The 17,677-nt window shown below is 39.6% G+C and carries 16 protein-coding genes; 9 read left to right on the top strand and 7 right to left on the bottom strand.

The features are described from left to right. Positions 1-354: 354 nt before the first annotated feature. From HLH16_RS15420 to HLH16_RS15400, 5 genes are all read left to right on the top strand, one after another. Entirely contained in the window at positions 355-1,065 is a 711-nt protein-coding gene (locus tag HLH16_RS15420) for a phosphopantetheine-binding protein (protein ID WP_171529980.1), read from the top strand. Between the two features lie 129 nt (positions 1,066-1,194). Beyond that, entirely contained in the window at positions 1,195-1,839 is a 645-nt protein-coding gene (locus HLH16_RS15415; protein ID WP_171529979.1) for an RluA family pseudouridine synthase, read from the top strand. 144 nt (positions 1,840-1,983) lie between these two features. Continuing rightward, complete coding sequence (gene rapA, locus HLH16_RS15410) at positions 1,984-4,821, top strand: RNA polymerase-associated protein RapA (protein ID WP_171529978.1); 2,838 nt, start codon at positions 1,984-1,986, stop codon at positions 4,819-4,821. Positions 4,822-4,972: 151 nt separating this feature from the next. Further along, positions 4,973-5,239 (top strand): PAAR domain-containing protein, encoded by a 267-nt coding sequence (locus tag HLH16_RS15405; protein ID WP_171529977.1) that lies wholly within the window; start codon positions 4,973-4,975, stop codon positions 5,237-5,239. A 146-nt stretch (positions 5,240-5,385) separates the two neighbouring features. Then, the gene (locus tag HLH16_RS15400) at positions 5,386-6,213 is read left to right on the top strand and encodes an alpha/beta hydrolase (RefSeq protein WP_171529976.1); all 828 of its coding nucleotides are present in this window, start codon (positions 5,386-5,388) and stop codon (positions 6,211-6,213) included. A gap of 52 nt (positions 6,214-6,265) precedes the next feature. Here the strand turns inward: HLH16_RS15400 and fabR are convergent, their stop codons facing one another. Continuing rightward, on the bottom strand, positions 6,266-6,961 hold the full coding sequence (fabR, locus tag HLH16_RS15395) for an HTH-type transcriptional repressor FabR (RefSeq protein WP_171529975.1): 696 nt from the start codon (positions 6,959-6,961) through the stop codon (positions 6,266-6,268). Positions 6,962-7,100: 139 nt separating this feature from the next. On the opposite strand from fabR, the gene HLH16_RS15390 reads away from it, so the two are divergent. Together HLH16_RS15390 and HLH16_RS15385 are read left to right on the top strand one after the other, a co-directional pair. Beyond that, a complete protein-coding gene (locus HLH16_RS15390; protein WP_171529974.1) occupies positions 7,101-8,168 on the top strand; it encodes a ferredoxin reductase in 1,068 nt (355 codons plus the stop codon). 14 nt (positions 8,169-8,182) lie between these two features. Then, positions 8,183-9,277, top strand: coding sequence for a fatty acid desaturase family protein (locus tag HLH16_RS15385; RefSeq protein ID WP_171529973.1), 1,095 nt, complete (start codon positions 8,183-8,185; stop codon positions 9,275-9,277). Between the two features lie 770 nt (positions 9,278-10,047). On the opposite strand, the gene HLH16_RS15380 is transcribed toward HLH16_RS15385, so the two are convergent. Together HLH16_RS15380 and HLH16_RS15375 are read right to left on the bottom strand one after the other, a co-directional pair. After that, on the bottom strand, positions 10,048-10,695 hold the full coding sequence (locus HLH16_RS15380; RefSeq protein WP_171529972.1) for an HAD-IB family hydrolase: 648 nt from the start codon (positions 10,693-10,695) through the stop codon (positions 10,048-10,050). Further along, on the bottom strand, positions 10,662-11,870 hold the full coding sequence (locus HLH16_RS15375; protein WP_171529971.1) for a DUF1615 family protein: 1,209 nt from the start codon (positions 11,868-11,870) through the stop codon (positions 10,662-10,664). Before HLH16_RS15375 ends, HLH16_RS15380 begins: the two co-directional genes overlap by 34 nt. An 82-nt stretch (positions 11,871-11,952) precedes the next feature. Here HLH16_RS15375 and dusB point away from each other — a divergent pair, with 82 nt between their 5' ends. Then, a complete protein-coding gene (gene dusB / locus HLH16_RS15370) occupies positions 11,953-12,978 on the top strand; it encodes a tRNA dihydrouridine synthase DusB (protein ID WP_171529970.1) in 1,026 nt (341 codons plus the stop codon). A gap of 85 nt (positions 12,979-13,063) precedes the next feature. On the opposite strand, the gene HLH16_RS15365 is transcribed toward dusB, so the two are convergent. After that, a complete protein-coding gene (locus HLH16_RS15365) occupies positions 13,064-14,107 on the bottom strand; it encodes an NAD(P)H-dependent flavin oxidoreductase (protein ID WP_171529969.1) in 1,044 nt (347 codons plus the stop codon). Positions 14,108-14,300: 193 nt separating this feature from the next. Here HLH16_RS15365 and HLH16_RS15360 point away from each other — a divergent pair, with 193 nt between their 5' ends. Next, a complete protein-coding gene (locus tag HLH16_RS15360) occupies positions 14,301-14,822 on the top strand; it encodes a hypothetical protein (RefSeq protein ID WP_502707658.1) in 522 nt (173 codons plus the stop codon). Positions 14,823-14,889: 67 nt separating this feature from the next. Here HLH16_RS15360 and HLH16_RS15355 read toward each other — a convergent pair whose 3' ends face one another. The 3 genes from HLH16_RS15355 to HLH16_RS15345 all read right to left on the bottom strand — a co-directional run. Next, positions 14,890-16,101 (bottom strand): YeeE/YedE family protein, encoded by a 1,212-nt coding sequence (locus HLH16_RS15355; protein WP_171529968.1) that lies wholly within the window; start codon positions 16,099-16,101, stop codon positions 14,890-14,892. A gap of 369 nt (positions 16,102-16,470) precedes the next feature. Next, complete coding sequence (locus HLH16_RS15350; protein WP_171529967.1) at positions 16,471-16,815, bottom strand: hypothetical protein; 345 nt, start codon at positions 16,813-16,815, stop codon at positions 16,471-16,473. 200 nt (positions 16,816-17,015) lie between these two features. Beyond that, positions 17,016-17,677 (bottom strand): FAD-dependent oxidoreductase (locus HLH16_RS15345; protein WP_171529966.1); only part of this gene is annotated, 662 nt, incomplete at its 5' end.

The following is a 17,677-nucleotide window of genomic DNA, read 5'->3' as shown; positions in this document are numbered from 1 at the left end:
CATTTGAATGATTTCTTCTTGGTCTACGTGCCATAAAATACTCCATATATTGATGTTTATAACATCATTTGGGGAGCAAAATATCACTTATAAGTGTTGTTCAAATTTCCTGATCCACCTCTATTCGATCCGTCGATTGATATATCTAAAAATATTATTTCAAAAAACATTCCGTATTGGTTCATGCTAATTTTTACAGTAATTATAATATTGATAATAGATAAATATTTACAGTGACATTTTAGTTGGGGAATAACATCATTTAAAAAAAATTTAACTACTTTCAAACTTATCAAGCAGGTTAATCTAAGCTAGCATATCGTAACTCTGCAAGTATTAGATGAATCATCTCCCATGCTTTACCCCATGCCCAAAAAAATCCAACTTGCACCATCACAAGCCAAATGGCAGCTTTCATCAATTGAATCTGTCCTAGTGTTGGTAGGATTGCAAAATTTAAGGATGATGGCAGGAATACAAGACACTGACCTAATGACTCATCTGATCCAGATCAGTAACAAAGCCAAAGCACTGGATATTCCAATTGTTGATTTGTACGGTGATGATTTGATGCAGGGGATGCAACAACTCGGTGAATATGCATCATCTCATCCACAACTGATTTTTGCTGGGCAGGTCACGCCGATGCTGAAACAGATTTTGCCGCACCTGCAAAGTGTAACAGAGCAAATCTGTGTAGTTGATGATGCAATTTTATTGTCGAATCAAGATCAGCATATTCAATGGATTGAAAATATCTCGGCACAAGGTTTGCATCACATGAATAGCTATAGTTTGGCTCGGCTATGGGACTTAAGTGCGCCGTCTAGTTATGTGCTTTCCACCAAAGGGATTATGCTTGCCGTCGCTGAACAACTGAACATGGATGCACTTGAAATTGATCCTTATGTTGATTTGAAACAATACGGTCTGGATTCTGTAGCTATTGTCACCTTGGTCGGTGTTTGGCGCGCGCATGGTGCAAATGTGCGATATGAAGATGTTTTAGAACATGCTTCTTTGCATGAGCTGGCGGGTTTTATATTGCAATCAGCGCGTTCATAACGCGCGATTGAAATTTTTTTTGCTTAAAATCGGAAAATCCGTCGCCAATTCCAGCTTTGTGCATTGTAATTCTGTGCCAAGCTTTCTATTATTGCCGGCTCGTTTTCGCGATCAGCCTGGGATTGAACATTGAGTAATTTTCTAACCGAACATCTGATACATCGTGATCAAGATTTTATGGTCATCCATAAACCAGCAGGTGTACTCACTGTTCCCGGTAAAACTGAAGATTTGCAAGATTGCGTCATCAACAGATTATTAAAAATAGAACCGAAAACATTACTGATTCATCGTCTGGATCGTGATACTTCAGGTATTCTGGTTTTTGGTCTGACTAAGTGGGGACAAAAAACCATTTCCCGTCAGTTTCAGGAACGCCAAACAGAAAAAACCTATCAAGCACTGGTTGCCGGACATCTTGAAGGTGAAGGCACGGTTGATGTACCGGTGATTTATGATCCTGAACATCCGCCTTTACATATTGCCGCTCCAGATCACAACAAGCCTGCGTTAACGCATTGGCAAGCCATCGAACATTTTGAAATTCAAGGGCAGGCGGTGACGCGTGTCAAACTTACTCCCATTACAGGTCGTTCACATCAGCTTCGTGTGCATATGCAGTATCTCGGTCATCCGATTGTCGGTGACACTTTGTATGCCACACCAGAGCAGCAACAGTTGATTCCTCGACTGTGCTTGCATGCCGAACACTTGAGTTTTTACCATCCTCAAACAGAGGAACTGGTGGAGTTTTATTATCCTGTTCCTTTTTAAGGTAAAAACTTTTTAATCGTCATCGATTTTGCGCACTTTTTAGTGGGCTTTATGTCAAAATATATTGCTTAAAGACCTATTTTATTGCTCAAATACTCATCAGGTTTTGAGCTTGAAAATAAGTCTCCTCATTTTTAGATAAAGGTGGAAAAATTGCATCAGTTTGCTATTGGTCAGCGTTGGTTATCAGATACAGAAACAGAGCTTGGATTAGGGGTTCTCATTGATGTAGATGAACGATCGGTTAGCATCTTATTCCCGAAGAGTGATGAAACACGTGTTTACGCGCGTAACAATGCACCTTTATCGCGTATTGTTTTTAACATTAAAGATGAATTGCAGGATCAGGAAGGCACCAAGTGGCTGGTTGAATCTTTTGAAGACCGTCATGGCGTAGTGCGTTATAACGTAATCCGTACCCTTGAAGATGGTACTGAAGAACGTAAAGCTTTAAACGAAACCCGTGTTGGTGCGCATATTCAGCTGTCTAAACCGCTTGACCGTTTGCTTGCCAGTCAAGTGGACTACAAAGAATGGTATGACCTTCGTATTGAAGCCTTGATGATGCAAGCCAATATGAAGTCCAGCCCATTACGCGGCATGGTGGGTGCACGTGTTGGTCTGATTCCGCATCAGCTCTATATTGCGCATGAAGTCGGTCAGCGTTTTGCACCACGTGTTTTACTTGCCGATGAAGTTGGTTTGGGTAAAACCATTGAAGCAGGCTTGATCATTCATCAGCAGCTTAAAACCGGTCGTTCTGAACGTATCCTGATTTTGGTGCCTGATTCACTGCAATATCAGTGGATGATTGAAATGCGCCGTCGTTTCAATCTCCAGTTCTCGTTATTTGATTTAACCCGTACCGCGTCAATTAAAGAACATGATCCAGATTTAAATCCATTCTTGACCGAGCAATGCATTATTGCCAGTGTGGATTTAATGGTCGATCACGATGATTTGCGTGAACAGGCTTTAGAAGCCGGTTTCGATCTTCTCGTGGTGGATGAAGCACATCACTTGATGTGGAGCGAAGAAGAAGGCGGTAATGACCGTTACGATCTGGTTGAAGAGCTGGCTGAAAAAACGCCGGGTGTGTTGCTGCTTACTGCAACACCGGAACAACTGGGTGTAGAAAGCCATTTTGCGCGTTTACGTTTACTCGATCCGCAGCGCTTTAGTTCACTCGATCGTTTCCTGGATGAAGAAGAGCAATATCATCAAACGGCAAAAATTGCGGAAGTGTTGATGTCTGATTTGCCTTTGGAACCAGCGCATTTGACTGCCATTGAAGGATTGCTAGGTCATAGCATTCAGGATGAGCCAGAACAGCGTTTCCGTGCCATCCATGAATTGTTAGACCGTCATGGAACCGGTCGTATTTTATTCCGTAATACTCGTGAAGCGATTCAAGGTTTCCCGGGTCGTGACTGTCAGCCTGCTGCATTACCCGCACCAGCTAACTGGTCGAAAGATGGCAAGTTACGTGAACAAATGTGGCCTGAAGAAGTACAGCTGGATGGTGCCTGGATGGAACATGATCCACGTGTGATGTGGTTGATGGAAATGCTGCGTACCCAGCTCAAACACAAAAAAGTGTTATTGATCGCACGTAGTGGGCCAGTGGTTGAAGCTTTAGAAAATGTACTTCGTTTACATGCCGGTATTCGTACTGCGATGTTCCATGAAGGCATGAGCTTGCTTGAGCGTGACCAAGCGGCAGCTTATTTCGCTGAAGAATCTTATGGCGCACAAATTTTACTGTGTTCTGAAATTGGTTCTGAAGGTCGTAACTTTCAGTTTGCCTCTGACTTAATCCTTTTTGACTTACCAGCAAACCCAGATGTTTTAGAACAACGTATTGGTCGTTTGGATCGTATTGGTCAGGAAAACCGTATTCAAATTCATGTGCCGTATTTGATCGGTACAGCGCAAGAGCGCATGTTCCGCTGGTATAACGAAGGTTTAAATATCTTCAGTAATATTTCACCAACGGCACAGACGTTGCAAGAAAACTTCATTGTTAAATTAAAAGACTGTTTATTGGCAGATTTGGGTCAACAGTTTGAAGATTTGCTTGAAGAAGTTAGTGTACAGCGCGAAGCTCTGGAAGCTGAATTGCAGGAAGGTCGTGACCGTTTGCTTGAATACAACTCATGTCGTCCAATTGTGGCACAGGAAATTGTTCAAGCGCTTGAAGACTATGATGACAACACCACTTTGCCGATGTTTATGAAGCGCTTCATGGCATCGACCAATATCGATTTTGATGAGCAAAGCAATGGTACGGTGATCATCAAGCCAACTGATCAAATGCAAGTGCAAGGTTTGTCTTTGGATGAAGAAGGCATGACTGCGACTTTCTATCGTGACCAAGCACAAGTTCGTGAAGATGCGCAGTATTTAACGCTTGAACATCCATTCACTGAAAGTGTGATGGAAATGATTAATACTCAATCATTTGGTAGTACCAATGTTGCACTGTTAAAATCGAATGCACTTAAACAGGGTTCTCTGCTGTTAGAAGTTTGGTTTAAAGTGGATGTGATTGCGCCTAAAGCATTGAACCTGCCTTCAAGCTTGCCACAACAGTTGATTCGTGTATTGCTGAGTGAAACCGGTCAGGACTTGTCTGCCAAGATTGATCCAAGTATCTTAAAACCTTATTTACATCATTTAGATAGCAATAGCTGCCGTCAGGTGGTTAAAGCCCGTCGTGATGTGATTGAACAACGTTATGCACAGGCGCTTGATATTGCTAAAACAGCATTACCAGACTTCAAGCAACAAGCCAAAGAAGTGTATGGCAATAAATGGCAATATGAAATTGACCGTTTAAGCTACTTGAAGCAATTTAATCCAAGCATTCGTGAAGATGAAATTGCACGCCTACAAAAATTCCAATCGGAAGGCATTAGCTTGCTGGATGGTTTATCGGTAACACCAGAAGCCATTCAGGTGCTGGTTGTGGTTAAACCGTAATTTCAAGACTGATTTAAAAAGCACCTTCGGGTGCTTTTTTATTGTTAAAAATTTTATAGCTTCTATTTGTGTGAATTAGGCTAGATTTAGAGCTTGGAATTCGTCTCATGCTAAAATCATCAACACATATTAAAAATATATTAGAAAAATTATGGCTAAATCTTTGGTAAGCATGGGGTCTTTAACCACGCATGGCGGCATTGTATCTGAATGTGAAAATACCTTTATTATTAATGGTATTGCGGTGCATTTGCATGGTATGAAACATTATTGCCCCAAATGCCAAGCTGTGGTGTCGGCAATTGCAGCAGATCAATCAACCGTAGTGCAAGGACGAGGGGTTGTTATTGCCGGAGATAAAACGACCTGTGGCGCAATTTTTCTAGGCAATCAAGCTTTAGTTATTTCAAAGAAATAATCGTAATTGTGTTGAAAAATATTTTTGATGGAAAGAAAGGCTGACTTTGAAGTCAGCTTATCCATGATTTAGTGATTTGAATCAAGCAGGCTTTTCCTTAAGCTATCATCACATGAATACGCTTAATCAGGGAAGAGTATAGCAATATGAAGGATTCATCATTTAAAAAGACAGCCATTCATTTTACTCATGCCAATGGAATTCCTGCACCAAGTTATCAAAAGTTTTTCGCTTGCTTTGAAGATGAATTTGATTTGAAGTCCATTCCGATGATTGGACTGAATCCACAATATCCTATTACTCATGACTGGCGTTATTTGGTCGATCAAATCATTGATGATATTGAACAGCAATTTTCTGGTAGAAAGGTGATCGGTCTTGGACATTCCTTTGGTTCATTGGTCACTTTAATGGCTGCCTATAAACGCCCTGATTTATTTTCACAATTGGTGATTATGGATCCGCCTTTTGTGATTGGTTCAAAGTCAGCAATGTTTGAAATTGCAAAAAAATTAAAACTAAAAGCAATCGATCAATTGACTCCGGCAGGCATCACCTTGAAAAGAAAAGATCACTGGGAAAATCATGAGCAAGCCTATGCTTACATGCGACATAATCCGTTATTTAAACATTTTGATGAAAACTGTTTTCAGGATTTTTTAGCCTGTGGTTTGCAACCAGATCTGAAACGTGGAGGCTTAACTTTGGTAGTACCTAAAAGGGTTGAAGCTGAAATTTTTAGAACGGTACCTGCATGGTGGTGGCGTACGCCAAGGAAAGCACCAACTGTGCCTGTACATTTAATTAGTGCGCAGAACAGTCCATTTTACAAGCAATGTTTTCCGCAAGGGATGCAAAAGACCTATCAGATTAATTATAGTTTGATGCAAGGTGGGCATATGTTCCCGTTAGAACAGCCTGAAAAAACCGCTGAACTGGTTAAACAGATTATTACTCAGCAGAAAACTGTTTAAGAATATAATAAGGATTCAATGTCTCAGGATTAAATCCTTACATATTCAACAATTAACGAATTTGCGCTTCATCCAAATGACGTGCGCCTTCTAAAATCATGCGAATCATAATCATGGTTTGTTCTGCAATTTCTTTACGTTCAGTCATGGGCATATCAATCACTTTTGCACCCATATTAAATACCAATTGGGTAATGGCTTTTGCAACAATGTCAGGATGAAACAATTTACTGTGATTGAGACGTTCCAAGCGAATTAAATCTTCTTGTAGTTCTTGTTGAAAATAATTTAATTGGCGCTCTACTGCTAATTTATATGAAGCAGAACCGGTATAAGCTTCACGGAGTAATAAGCTTAAATTTCCTTCATCTGCATCTAGTTGCTCAATAAAAACTTCGACTGAACTGCGAATAATACTGCTTTGTTTGGACGCTTTTAGGCGTGCCTGATGCAAAATTTGACGCAATACATTGCCTGAACGATCAATCAATTCAATTGCCAGTTCATCTATATCTCTGAAATGTCTGTAAAAACTGTTCGGTGCAATACCCGCTTCACGGGCAACTTCACGCAGGCTTAAGGATGCAATACTTTTTTGCGGACCAATTAAATTAAGTGCAGCTTGAAACAGTTCTTCTTTGGTAATTGTTGCTTTTCGACCAACTGTGCGGATGATCACCGGTTCATGAACAAAATTCTGTTTATCAACAGGAGCATCAACATTTTTTTTGATTGAAGACTGATTCATATTTTTCAAAGGATTAGAGATACCAAAACATTATAGCTGTTGCTTGGTCACTTGGGAAATGAATAGAAACAATACAGATATATATACAAATATATATACATGTGTATAATAATTAAAATTCAATCGCGTGGTGCTTACTATGCATGTGTTAGAAAAAACGAAATCTCCCTTAAGTTCACTTGCTGAAACTGTTATTGATCAGCATGCAGCAAACTTCTGGCTGCAAAAATTTAACCCGCTTTGGTCGTTTAACCAAGCACTGGGGAAAATTGTTCAAAAAGAAAATTCTGCTCAAAATATGGTGAGCTTAACCATTCAGTTCAATCGTCATTTTGAGGTTGGGCAAGCCGGACAACATCATCCGATTTTTGTAGAAGTTAACGGTATTCGCTATGAACGCAGCTACAGTTTGACTCAACTTGATTCTCAACATGTCTTGTTGACGGTTAAAAAAGTAGATCAAGGTAAAGTCAGCTCTTGGTTGGTTGAACAGTCTAAAGTCGGTGATATCCTTGAATTTGGTCAGCCGTATGGCGATATGCTGTTACCTGAACAGGCTCAACCAATGCTATTGCTTGCTGCGGGTAGTGGTATTACCCCAATGTTGAGTTTACTAAAAGCACTCTCTAAAACAGATCGAATGGTTCAAGCGCCAATTCAGTTGATGTATTGGGTGAAAGAATATGCCGATGTGGCTTTTAAGGCACGTTTTGAGCAACTTGCTGAACAATATCCCAATTTTTCATTTCAGGTTTTTTATACTCAAGAAGCCGATGCTGGCGAACGTTTAAATCAAGCTCATGCTGCATTGGTGGAAAACCTTGAAAATAGCGTGGTGTACGCATGTGGTCCATCCGGATTTGTCGCACAGGCTGAACAATTATTTGCACATGCGCAAAGTTTCAAGAGTGAAGCTTTTAGCATGACGCCGGTAGAAAGTTCTGAAACTGGCTTTGTCAATGTAACCTTACTGAAATCGAAAAAAGTGTTGGCTATTCCAAAAGGCCAGTCGATTTTAGTAAGTCTAGAACAGCAGAATGTTAAACCTACTCATGGTTGCCGTATGGGCATCTGTAATAAATGTGTCTGCAATAAAGTTGAAGGTTCAACTAAGAACTTGGTGAATGGTGGTCAAAATTCAGAACCTGGTAATTTATTAAAAATTTGTGTCAATTCAGCACAGTCTGATCTTGTTATTGATTTATAAGTGAGTCAAATATCATGAATATGCCCGTAAAAATAGAATATTTTAAAAATCCTAAAAATGGTGAGCTCACTCAATCTCAATTAGATGGATTGGCACGTGAGTTAGATGCCATTAAACAAGAAGTTCTCGATGATATTGGGGAAAAAGACGCGAAATATATTCGTCGTGTTTATTCAACGATTCGTTATGCTTCTATTGCTGGACGTGCCTGTTTGTTTGCCGGTTGGTTCCCGCCAGCATGGGTTTTAGGTACTGGTTTGCTCGGTTTTGCCAAAATCATGGAAAACATGGAGCTGGGTCATAATGTCATGCATGGTCAATATGACTGGATGAACGATCCAAAATTCCATGGTCCAACTTACGAGTGGGATATTGTCGGTACAGCGGATAACTGGCGTCAAACCCATAACTATAAACATCATACCTATACCAATATTAAAGGTATGGACGATGATATCGGTTATGGCTTGCTTCGACTTTTCCCGGAACAACGCTGGAAACCCGGCTATCTTTTACAACCGATTTATGCGATTCCATTTTGCTTGTTGTTCCAATGGGGCGTAGCAATTCAAAATCTTGAAATTGGTAAAGTCTTGAAAGGGCGTAAAACCAAAGAACAAGCGAAAGAAGAATGGCGTCCGATGCAGCGCAAAATCACTAAACAATTGTTTAAAGATTATGTGTTTTTCCCACTCATTGCAGGCCCTGCGGCTTTACCTGTGTTGACTGGGAACCTGGTGGCAAATGGTATTCGTAATATTTGGACCTTCAGTATTATTTTCTGTGGTCACTTCACTAAAGACGTTGAAGTCTTCCCGAAGAAAGTACTTGAAAATGAAAGTCGTGGTCACTGGTATATGCGTCAGATTCGTGGTTCATCGAATTTAACTGGTTCAGAAGCATTCCATATTTTAACTGGTCATTTAAGTCATCAAATTGAACATCATTTATATCCAGATGTTCCGGCACGTCGCTATCGTAAAATGGCACCTAAAGTACAAGCAGTATGTGAGAAATATGGTTTAAATTATAATAATGCCAATCTGTTTAAGCAGTATGGTAGCGTGATTAAACGTATTGCTAAGTATGCATTTCCATTTAAGAAGTAATATTCAGCATTAGTCATCATTTCTTTTTGATTTGTAAGAGTGTCAAGTATCTATACTTGACACTCTTTTTTATTTAGAAGAATAATAGATAGGACTTTTTTAATGATAAATTTTAAAATAAATATATAATTTGCTTATAATTATACCTAAGATGCATTCTTTGAGATTTATGCAAAATATGTCTCATGGTAGGTCGTAGAATTGTGTTGTTTTTTGATTAGTTATTGTAACTTTCGATTAAAGAATTTTGTTAAAAAACATTGATTTTGAGCACTTTTACCTATTGTCAAAAAGTAAAAATATAGGACTGTAATTATACCCCCTAGGAGTATGTTTAATAAAGCAGCATTTCTTAATTGCTAAGAAAATTAAATGAATAAATCCCTAATATTAATCACTAGAAAGTAATTGATTTTAATTGTTTTATTATTATTTTTTGCTTAAATTAAATTATGTTAAGGTTTTGTGAATAAGTAAATGTAAATAATAATGATTATTAAAATATAAATTAATTGATTAACAATTAAAAAATAATGATCATTTTTACAAACTATAATAAAAGCGGGATGTGTTAATTTTTGTATATAAATATGCCATTTGGTATAGGAAAGAAAAATGCATAAAAAACCGTCTTTAATAGCGCATAAATTTAAATCTGGTTTTACTCTCTATTAATCTATTCGACCAAATCAAAATCTATCCGCTACATGTAATTACCAAAATCTAAAAACCCACAAGCAATTGTGGGTTTTTTATGCACGTAAATGCAACTAAGCCAACTTTTTACAGTTAATAATTTCAGGCAAATGATTATGTTTACCCACCATATAGGCATGATCAGCAAGCGCAAGCATTTCATTATCTTCCATACTATTGCCATAGGCGTAAATTACAGAATAATGATCTAAAGAATACTTTTCTAAAATTCGTAGCTTTTTTTGTTCTGAGCTACAGTCTGGAGTTGTGTATTGTCCAGTATAACTATTATTTACTTGTTCAGTCTGAGTGCAAATTAAATCAATATTTAATAAGCTACAGACATGTTTAAGATAGACATCAACTGATGCTGAAACCAGTACAACTTCATCACCTAAAACTTGATGCTGTTTAAGTTGTTTCAGTAAGGGCGGATTTAATTGAGATATTAAATTTGCTGCATATTCCTGCGCAATTTGCTCTAACTCTAGAACATCAGCATTGCTAAACATTGCACGAAACAATTTGGAACGCATGGCATGTGCAGGGTAGGCATTTAAATAATAGGCTTGAATCCAAGGGAGGATTTTAATGCCTTGTTTGACGATATGTCGTTTGGATAAAGCATAGAAGATAAACCCTGTGAAACTATCTTTTTTACATAGGGTTCCATCAAAATCGAAGAGCGCTAAATTTTTATTCTTTTTGCCCGTTGCATACATGATTGATATCTTCCATTTACGCGTGTTGCAAACCAGTTGGTATTATATTCGCGGCTCAGTTTAGGTCCCGAAATGACTACTTCAGGCATGATCGCATAAATAGGGTCTTTGCCTGTTTTCTCATGATAGAGCTTGGTTACAGCACGATAGGTGGCGGTATCTTCAAAATCTTTTTCTTTCTCTTTCTTTAAGTCCGCACGAATTTGTCGAGGTGTGACTAAGATATTGTTGGCTGCAAACACACTAATCAGTTCGCGTTCAGACTGACTGGCTGCAGAACGGATTGAACCCTCTTTAGTATAAAGCAATAAGTCGCCATCCAAGTCTAGCTCAGCTGCCGTTAAATCATTCAGCATGCTTTGAAAGGCAGCATTGCGACTTGAATACATGCCAGAGTTATAATCTGCAAAACGATAAATCGCTTTGTCATAATCGGCAGGGTACATCATTAAACGGTGAATGCCGTAATACAAACCGCCATATTGGCTATATAAGTCGGTACGTAATTCGGCCATGTTGCCGCCTTGACGTTTGTGTTCTTTAGCATAACCGATATGAACTTGCATTGAGCCCAATGTGGTAATTGGATTTAATTTTTCACCAATGTCCTGTCCAACCAGTTTAGCTGCACCTGTGAGTGCACTGACATGATAATGCTTTGACATATAGGCAAAAATTTCACGATATAACTCATCCAATTCACGTTCAGTTTTTACCCGACGCATTTGGCTTAAATAGTTATCTTCAGGGCTGGGCTGGTTTTTTAAGACTTCCTGAAAATAGCCTGCCATTGTTCCGCCCAAAGCATCACCCAATTTGCTTTTAAATTTTTCATCCAAACGGTCTTGAACTTCTTTAACTGCCTTGACACCTAAACCGGGAACTTGTGGGTCAGCGACAAAGTTAGACTCTTGATCTACGACGGCCACAATACTGCAAATATTCTCCTTGGTTTGGGGAATATCGAGCTGGTCTGTAATACTGTAAATATCTTTGGCCCATGAGCTTCGGTCATTGACACGCGGTGGAATCAGACGCTTGATTTGATCTTCTTCTAGAGTCGGTTCGTTATTTTTTGACCACCAAGAATTATCTCCACATGCCACTAAACTAAGAGACAAAGCCAGAATACTCAAGGATTTAACATGAGATGACATAACAAGAGTTTTTTTCATAATGATGAAAACATATTCCAAAAGGATGAGCCAATACAGTAGATGCAGTATACTATGCCGGTCGAAAAAGTGATGAATTTATATGTATATTGGTCCATATCAGCTGTCAAATAATTTAATTGTTGCTCCCATGGCAGGTGTTACGGATCGTCCATTTCGGACGTTGTGTAAATATTTTGGTGCTGGCCATGCCGTCAGTGAAATGATGACCTCAGACCAAACCTTGCGCATGAGCAAGAAAAGTTTGTATCGTGCCAATTTTGATGGTGAAATCGCACCTATATCTGCACAGATTGCAGGTTCAGACCCAGCCGAGCTTGCTGAAGCAGCACGTTATCAAGTCGCCAATGGGGCACAGATTGTTGATATCAATATGGGATGTCCGGCCAAAAAAGTCTGTAATAAATTAGCAGGTTCTGCATTATTAAAAGATGAAGATCTGGTGGCACGAATTTTAGATACGGTAGTTGCGGCAGTAGATGTTCCTGTGACTTTAAAAACCCGTTTAGGATATCTAAATGGGCATGAAAATATCTTGCGGGTTGCCAAGCGTGCCGAAGAAGCCGGGATTGCCGCATTGGCACTGCATGGTCGTACCCGTGAAGATATGTACTTGAATACGGCACGTTATTCTTTGATTAAAGAAGTCAAAGAAATGTTGAATATTCCAGTCATTGCCAATGGCGATATCGACAGTCCTGAAAAAGCCAAATATGTGCTCGATTATACGGGGGCGGATGCTGTGATGATTGGACGTGCAGCACAAGGTCGTCCCTGGATTTTCCGTGAAATAGCACATTATTTAAAAACAGGTGAACAGCTGGCTGCACCCAGTATTGCTGAAGTGAAAGATGTGTTATTGGGACATTTATCTGAACTTTATGATTTCTATGGTGAATACTCAGGTTGCCGTATTTCTCGTAAACATATTGCTTGGTATACCAAAGGTTTACGTTCAAGTAATGAATTCCGCCAAAATATGTACAAGGTTGAAAGCACGGCTGAGCAGTTTAATGTCGTAGACGACTATTTTAACCAGCTTCTTGCTCAAGGTGAAATTATGAGTGATGTGCAAGTTGAACAGGTCAATCTACTTGAAACCAAATAATGATCGAATAGTTTATTTTCAATAAAAATTGAATAAAAAACCTCTCAACTGAGAGGTTTTTTTATGGCTGATATAACCTAAGTGATTAGGCCTGACTCATTTCCAGAACCAGTTGGTTAATTAAATCGGCAGCTTCTATTTCTCGAATCTGAGCTACATTGGTTCCTGCCCAAAATGCACCAAAACCATGATCGCCTTGAGCTGTTGCTGCTGCATTGAGTTGTTTGCCCAAGTCATAGCAATATGGATAGGTCGCAACAAGAGGGCGCTCAGGGCGATCCACTTGGGTATGCCAGTGATTAATTAAGCCTCGTGCAGGGCGACCAGAAATACTTGTGCTAATTTGGGTAATCGGTTTGCTAAACAGTGCTTTTCGATATGCAGCATTGGCGTTGGAGCTTTTACATTGCACAAATGCCGTCCCAAGTTGAACGGCTGCTGCCCCTAATTTGAATAAGAGTTGAGCCTGCTGTCCATTCATGATGCCGCCAGCAGCAACAATAGGTAAAGTACAATACTGTTTTAGCAATTGAACCAAATCAGACGTTTTAACCGCACTGTCAAATGTTTCGTTAAAAATACCGCGATGTCCGCCCGCTTCAATGCCTTGAGCAATAATGACATCAATACCAGCCGCTTCAATTTCAAGCGCTTCAGCCAGATTGGTCGCTGAAACCATGGTGATAATACCCGCTTGTTTTAAGGCCTGAATTTGATGAGGATGTGGAATACCAAAGTGGAAACTGACCGCTTTAGGTTGTGTCTCTAAAACTAAATTTAAATAATCATCATGATCTAAAAAGCTCGGATAAATACATTTTAATTCTGTTGGTGGAACAGCATGATACTTCTCAAATTGCGGTGCTAAATATTGAATCCATTGCTTTGTAAGCTCGTGGTCGAGTTCTAAACTTTGATGACAAAAGAAATTCACCTGAAAAGGTTGGTGGGTCAGTACTTGAGTTTCTAAAATTTGCTGGCGCGCCGTTTCAACAGAACTTGCACCCAAACCAAGTGAGCCTAAGCCGCCTTGATTGGAGACTTCAGCAGCCAATTTTGGGGTGGAAACACCTGCCATCGGGGCAAGGAAAATAGGATGTCTAATATCAAGTTGTTCTAATAAAGTCATATTTAGCTCCTGCTGATTTATATTACTTTGCCCAAGCCCTGAAAATTAAGCAAATAATATTCGTTATTTCCTCAAGAAATGAAATGACATTTTTTGCTTGCTTATACTCATGGCGCCCTATAAATGAAAAGTCAATCTAGAGGGATATTTCAGGCATAATGTGGTGTTATATGATGTGACTATTGGGCAAGTTATGATGAAGCCGTTAATTTTTGTGACTTTAATTTCAAGTTTATTATTTTCAGCATGTTCAAGCTCTGAACAGCATAAAACACAGATTGATCCGCAGCAATACAAAGTTCAGGATGTTGCAAGTTTACAACAGCGTTTTGAGACGTTAAATCAACAGTTATCTAAAAATTATCAGGCATTTAAAAAAACCAATAATATTGCCTTTTCAGATCAGTCTGTACTGGATGTCAATCAACTCAAAACATTAGATCAGAATGCAGTGAGCCGGACGTCGTTAAAACCGGTCAAACAAGCCTATTGTGACATGATGAATGGGTATTTTGCGGAGATGTATCATTTGGGCAATCAAAACCTGAATTTAATCGGGCAAGTCCAATTACCTAATATGCAAGCTGAAGACTTGACTAAAATTTTTGCAAATGCAGATCAGTTTTATGATTTTATTTTAAGTAACTATACAACATACCGTCAGGCACAAGAAATAATGGGCTATGGTTGTAATTTAAAAGCCGCTTTAAACTAAATTTTAAAAATAGAATGTATAAAAAAGCCCATCACGTGACGGGCTTTTTAATTTCAGTATTTTAGAATTAACAACCGGTTAATTTTTCAGGTTGTGGGCGTTCGTCGGGGAAGAAAATTGGACGAAGTTTGACGCCAATGCTGTTACCGATAAAGGCGAAAATCAGCCATAACCAGCCATGTAAACTACCTGATGCAATACCACTGAAGTAAGCACCGATGTTACAGCCATAGGCCAAACGTGCACCGTAGCCTAATAATAAACCACCAACAACGGCAGCAATTAGTGAGCGTTTTGGAATATTGAAGTTAGGAGCGAATTTACCCGCCAGACTTGCCGCCAATAATGCACCCAGCATAATGCCGAAGTTCATCATTGAGGTAATATCGAACCATAATGATTCAGACAAAGCTTTGGCATTCCCCGGTTGTTGCCAGTAAGCCCAAGAGGCCACATCTACACCCATAAAACTGGCTGATTTTGCTGCCCAAACGGCAAGTGCAGAAGTTACGCCCCAAGGACGACCAGCTAAAGCTAAAGTTGCAAAGTTCAACAAGGTGAGGATGATCCCACCCCAAACCAATGGCCATGGACCACGTAGGAAACGCTTTAAACCTTGAGTTTGCGCTTGAGGTTCGACTTCAAGTGAACCATGACGTTTTTTCTCAAAATGAATGGTTGCAAATGCAATCGCAGCAAATAGGATAAAACTGACGATTAAAGCAGGGATAACGCCTAAGCTTGAAACAATGGAAATGGGTTCAAGGTGAGGGAGGTTAAACCACCAGTCCAAATGCGTGGTTGCAATTAAAGAGCCGAGGCAGAAGAAAAACAGCGTTACGATCATACGTGCACTGCCGCCGCCTACTGTATAGAGCGTACCGGAAGCACAGCCACCGCCTAATTGCATGCCTATACCAAAGATAAAAGCACCAATCATCACTGACATCGAAACAGGGCTGATATTACCTTTGACAGGATTGCCAAATAACTCACCTGCGCCTAAAGCAGGGAAGAATAGTAATACAGCAAGACCGAGCATGATCATTTGCGCACGCAAGCCACGACCACGACGTTCTTTAATAAAAACACGCCAGCTGGAAGTAAAACCAAATGAGGCGTGATAAAGCGTCATGCCTAAGGCACCGCCAATGAGGAATAATAAGGCTTGATTCAGCCCAACAACTTGATAGGCACCAAGCGTACCAACCAACAATAGAAAAAGAGCAACCCAAATCGACAGATTTGATCGATTGGATTTTGCAGCAATAACAGACATGGGAGAATAAAAATAACGAAATGAATCGGGGTATTTTAGTCGATTCTTCAACTATATATATTATTAAAACTTATAGATTATAAGTATTTTAATTGAGAATAATTGATTTTATATATTGGTAAAATAAATAATAAATTCATTAAAATGTAGAAATATTAAATAAGAAACTAATGGTGCTGGCAAATGCCATAGCGAGAATTCCCTAGAGGATAACCTGTAAAATGTTTTTCGTTATGAAAATAATATGACAGGTAAACATGCTTTTAAAAAGTATTGGCACTTCAACCCTATAAAAATGGAAAGGTAAAAGCAAGATGGGTAAAAATAAAAAAGCTCCTGACAAGGAGCTTTTTTATTCAATAAATTAAATTATTGTTGGGCTTTTTCTTTCACATCTGCAGCGCCTTTTTCAACAGCACCGGCAGTTGCTGCAGTGGCTTCTTTAGCTGTTTCTTTAACATCTTTTGCAGCAGCCTCAGTTTTTGCAGCAGCTTCTTCACCTGCAGCATCAATTTTAGCTGTGGCTTCCTCAGTTGCAGCCTTGGTTTTTGCAGCCGCTTCATCAGCCGCTTTGGTAATATCATGACCTGCTTGATCTGCAGCATTTTGCATATGTTCGCCAGTGGTCGCACCAGTTTCAGGTGCCTTATCTTTATTACAACCAACTAAAGCAACAGTAGCAGCAAGACCTAAAGCAACAAGTAATTTATTCATTTTCATATGTCCTTAGAATTATTTTACCCATATAAATGGGATAGTGTGAATATAATCAAAAAGCCCTTTAAACAACGATCGAAAATTGTTGATTAAATGTAATGTTTGGTGAAAAAACTCGAGTTAAAAAAGGCTTATATCTTTGGATAGATATAAGCCTATGTTTATTTTATTCAAATTTAACTGTTTGGATGATGCAGTTATTGCCCCGAACGGATGATGTAATCGAATGCTGAGAGAGATGCTTTCGCGCCTTCACCCGTTGCGATGATGATCTGCTTGTACGGAACCGTAGTACAGTCACCGGCAGCAAACACCCCCTTGACGTTGGTTTCGTTGCGTTCGTTAATCACGATCTCGCCACGGTTGCTTAATTCAACTTTAGAGGCTTTCAGGAAATCCGTGTTTGGCAACAGACCGATCTGAACAAAGATCCCGGCCAGTTCAACCGTGTGTTCAACATCGGTGGCACGGTCTTTGTATTTCAATGCTGTCACCTGTGAACCGTCACCGACCACTTCTGTAGAAAGTGCATTCATGATTACCGTGGTGTTGGGCAAGCTGTTGAGTTTGTCTTGTAATACCTGATCGGCACGAAGTTTGGTATCGAACTCAACCAAGGTGACATGCTCGACAATACCCGCCAAATCAATTGCCGCTTCTACACCCGAGTTCCCGCCACCAATCACCGCAACACGTTTTCCTTTGAACAGTGGACCGTCACAGTGCGGGCAGTATGCCACACCACGGGTTTTATATTCCTGCTCACCCGGAACATTCATTTCTCTCCAGCGTGCACCGGTCGACAGAATGATGGTTTTTGATTCCAGCTTGGCACCGTTTTCCAAAGTCACTTCAACCA

Source organism: Acinetobacter sp. ANC 5378 (assembly GCF_013004315.1).
GTDB lineage: Bacteria > Pseudomonadota > Gammaproteobacteria > Pseudomonadales > Moraxellaceae > Acinetobacter.
Note: the sequence above shows the minus strand (reverse complement) of the source record. Positions and strands in the feature narration are given on the sequence as shown.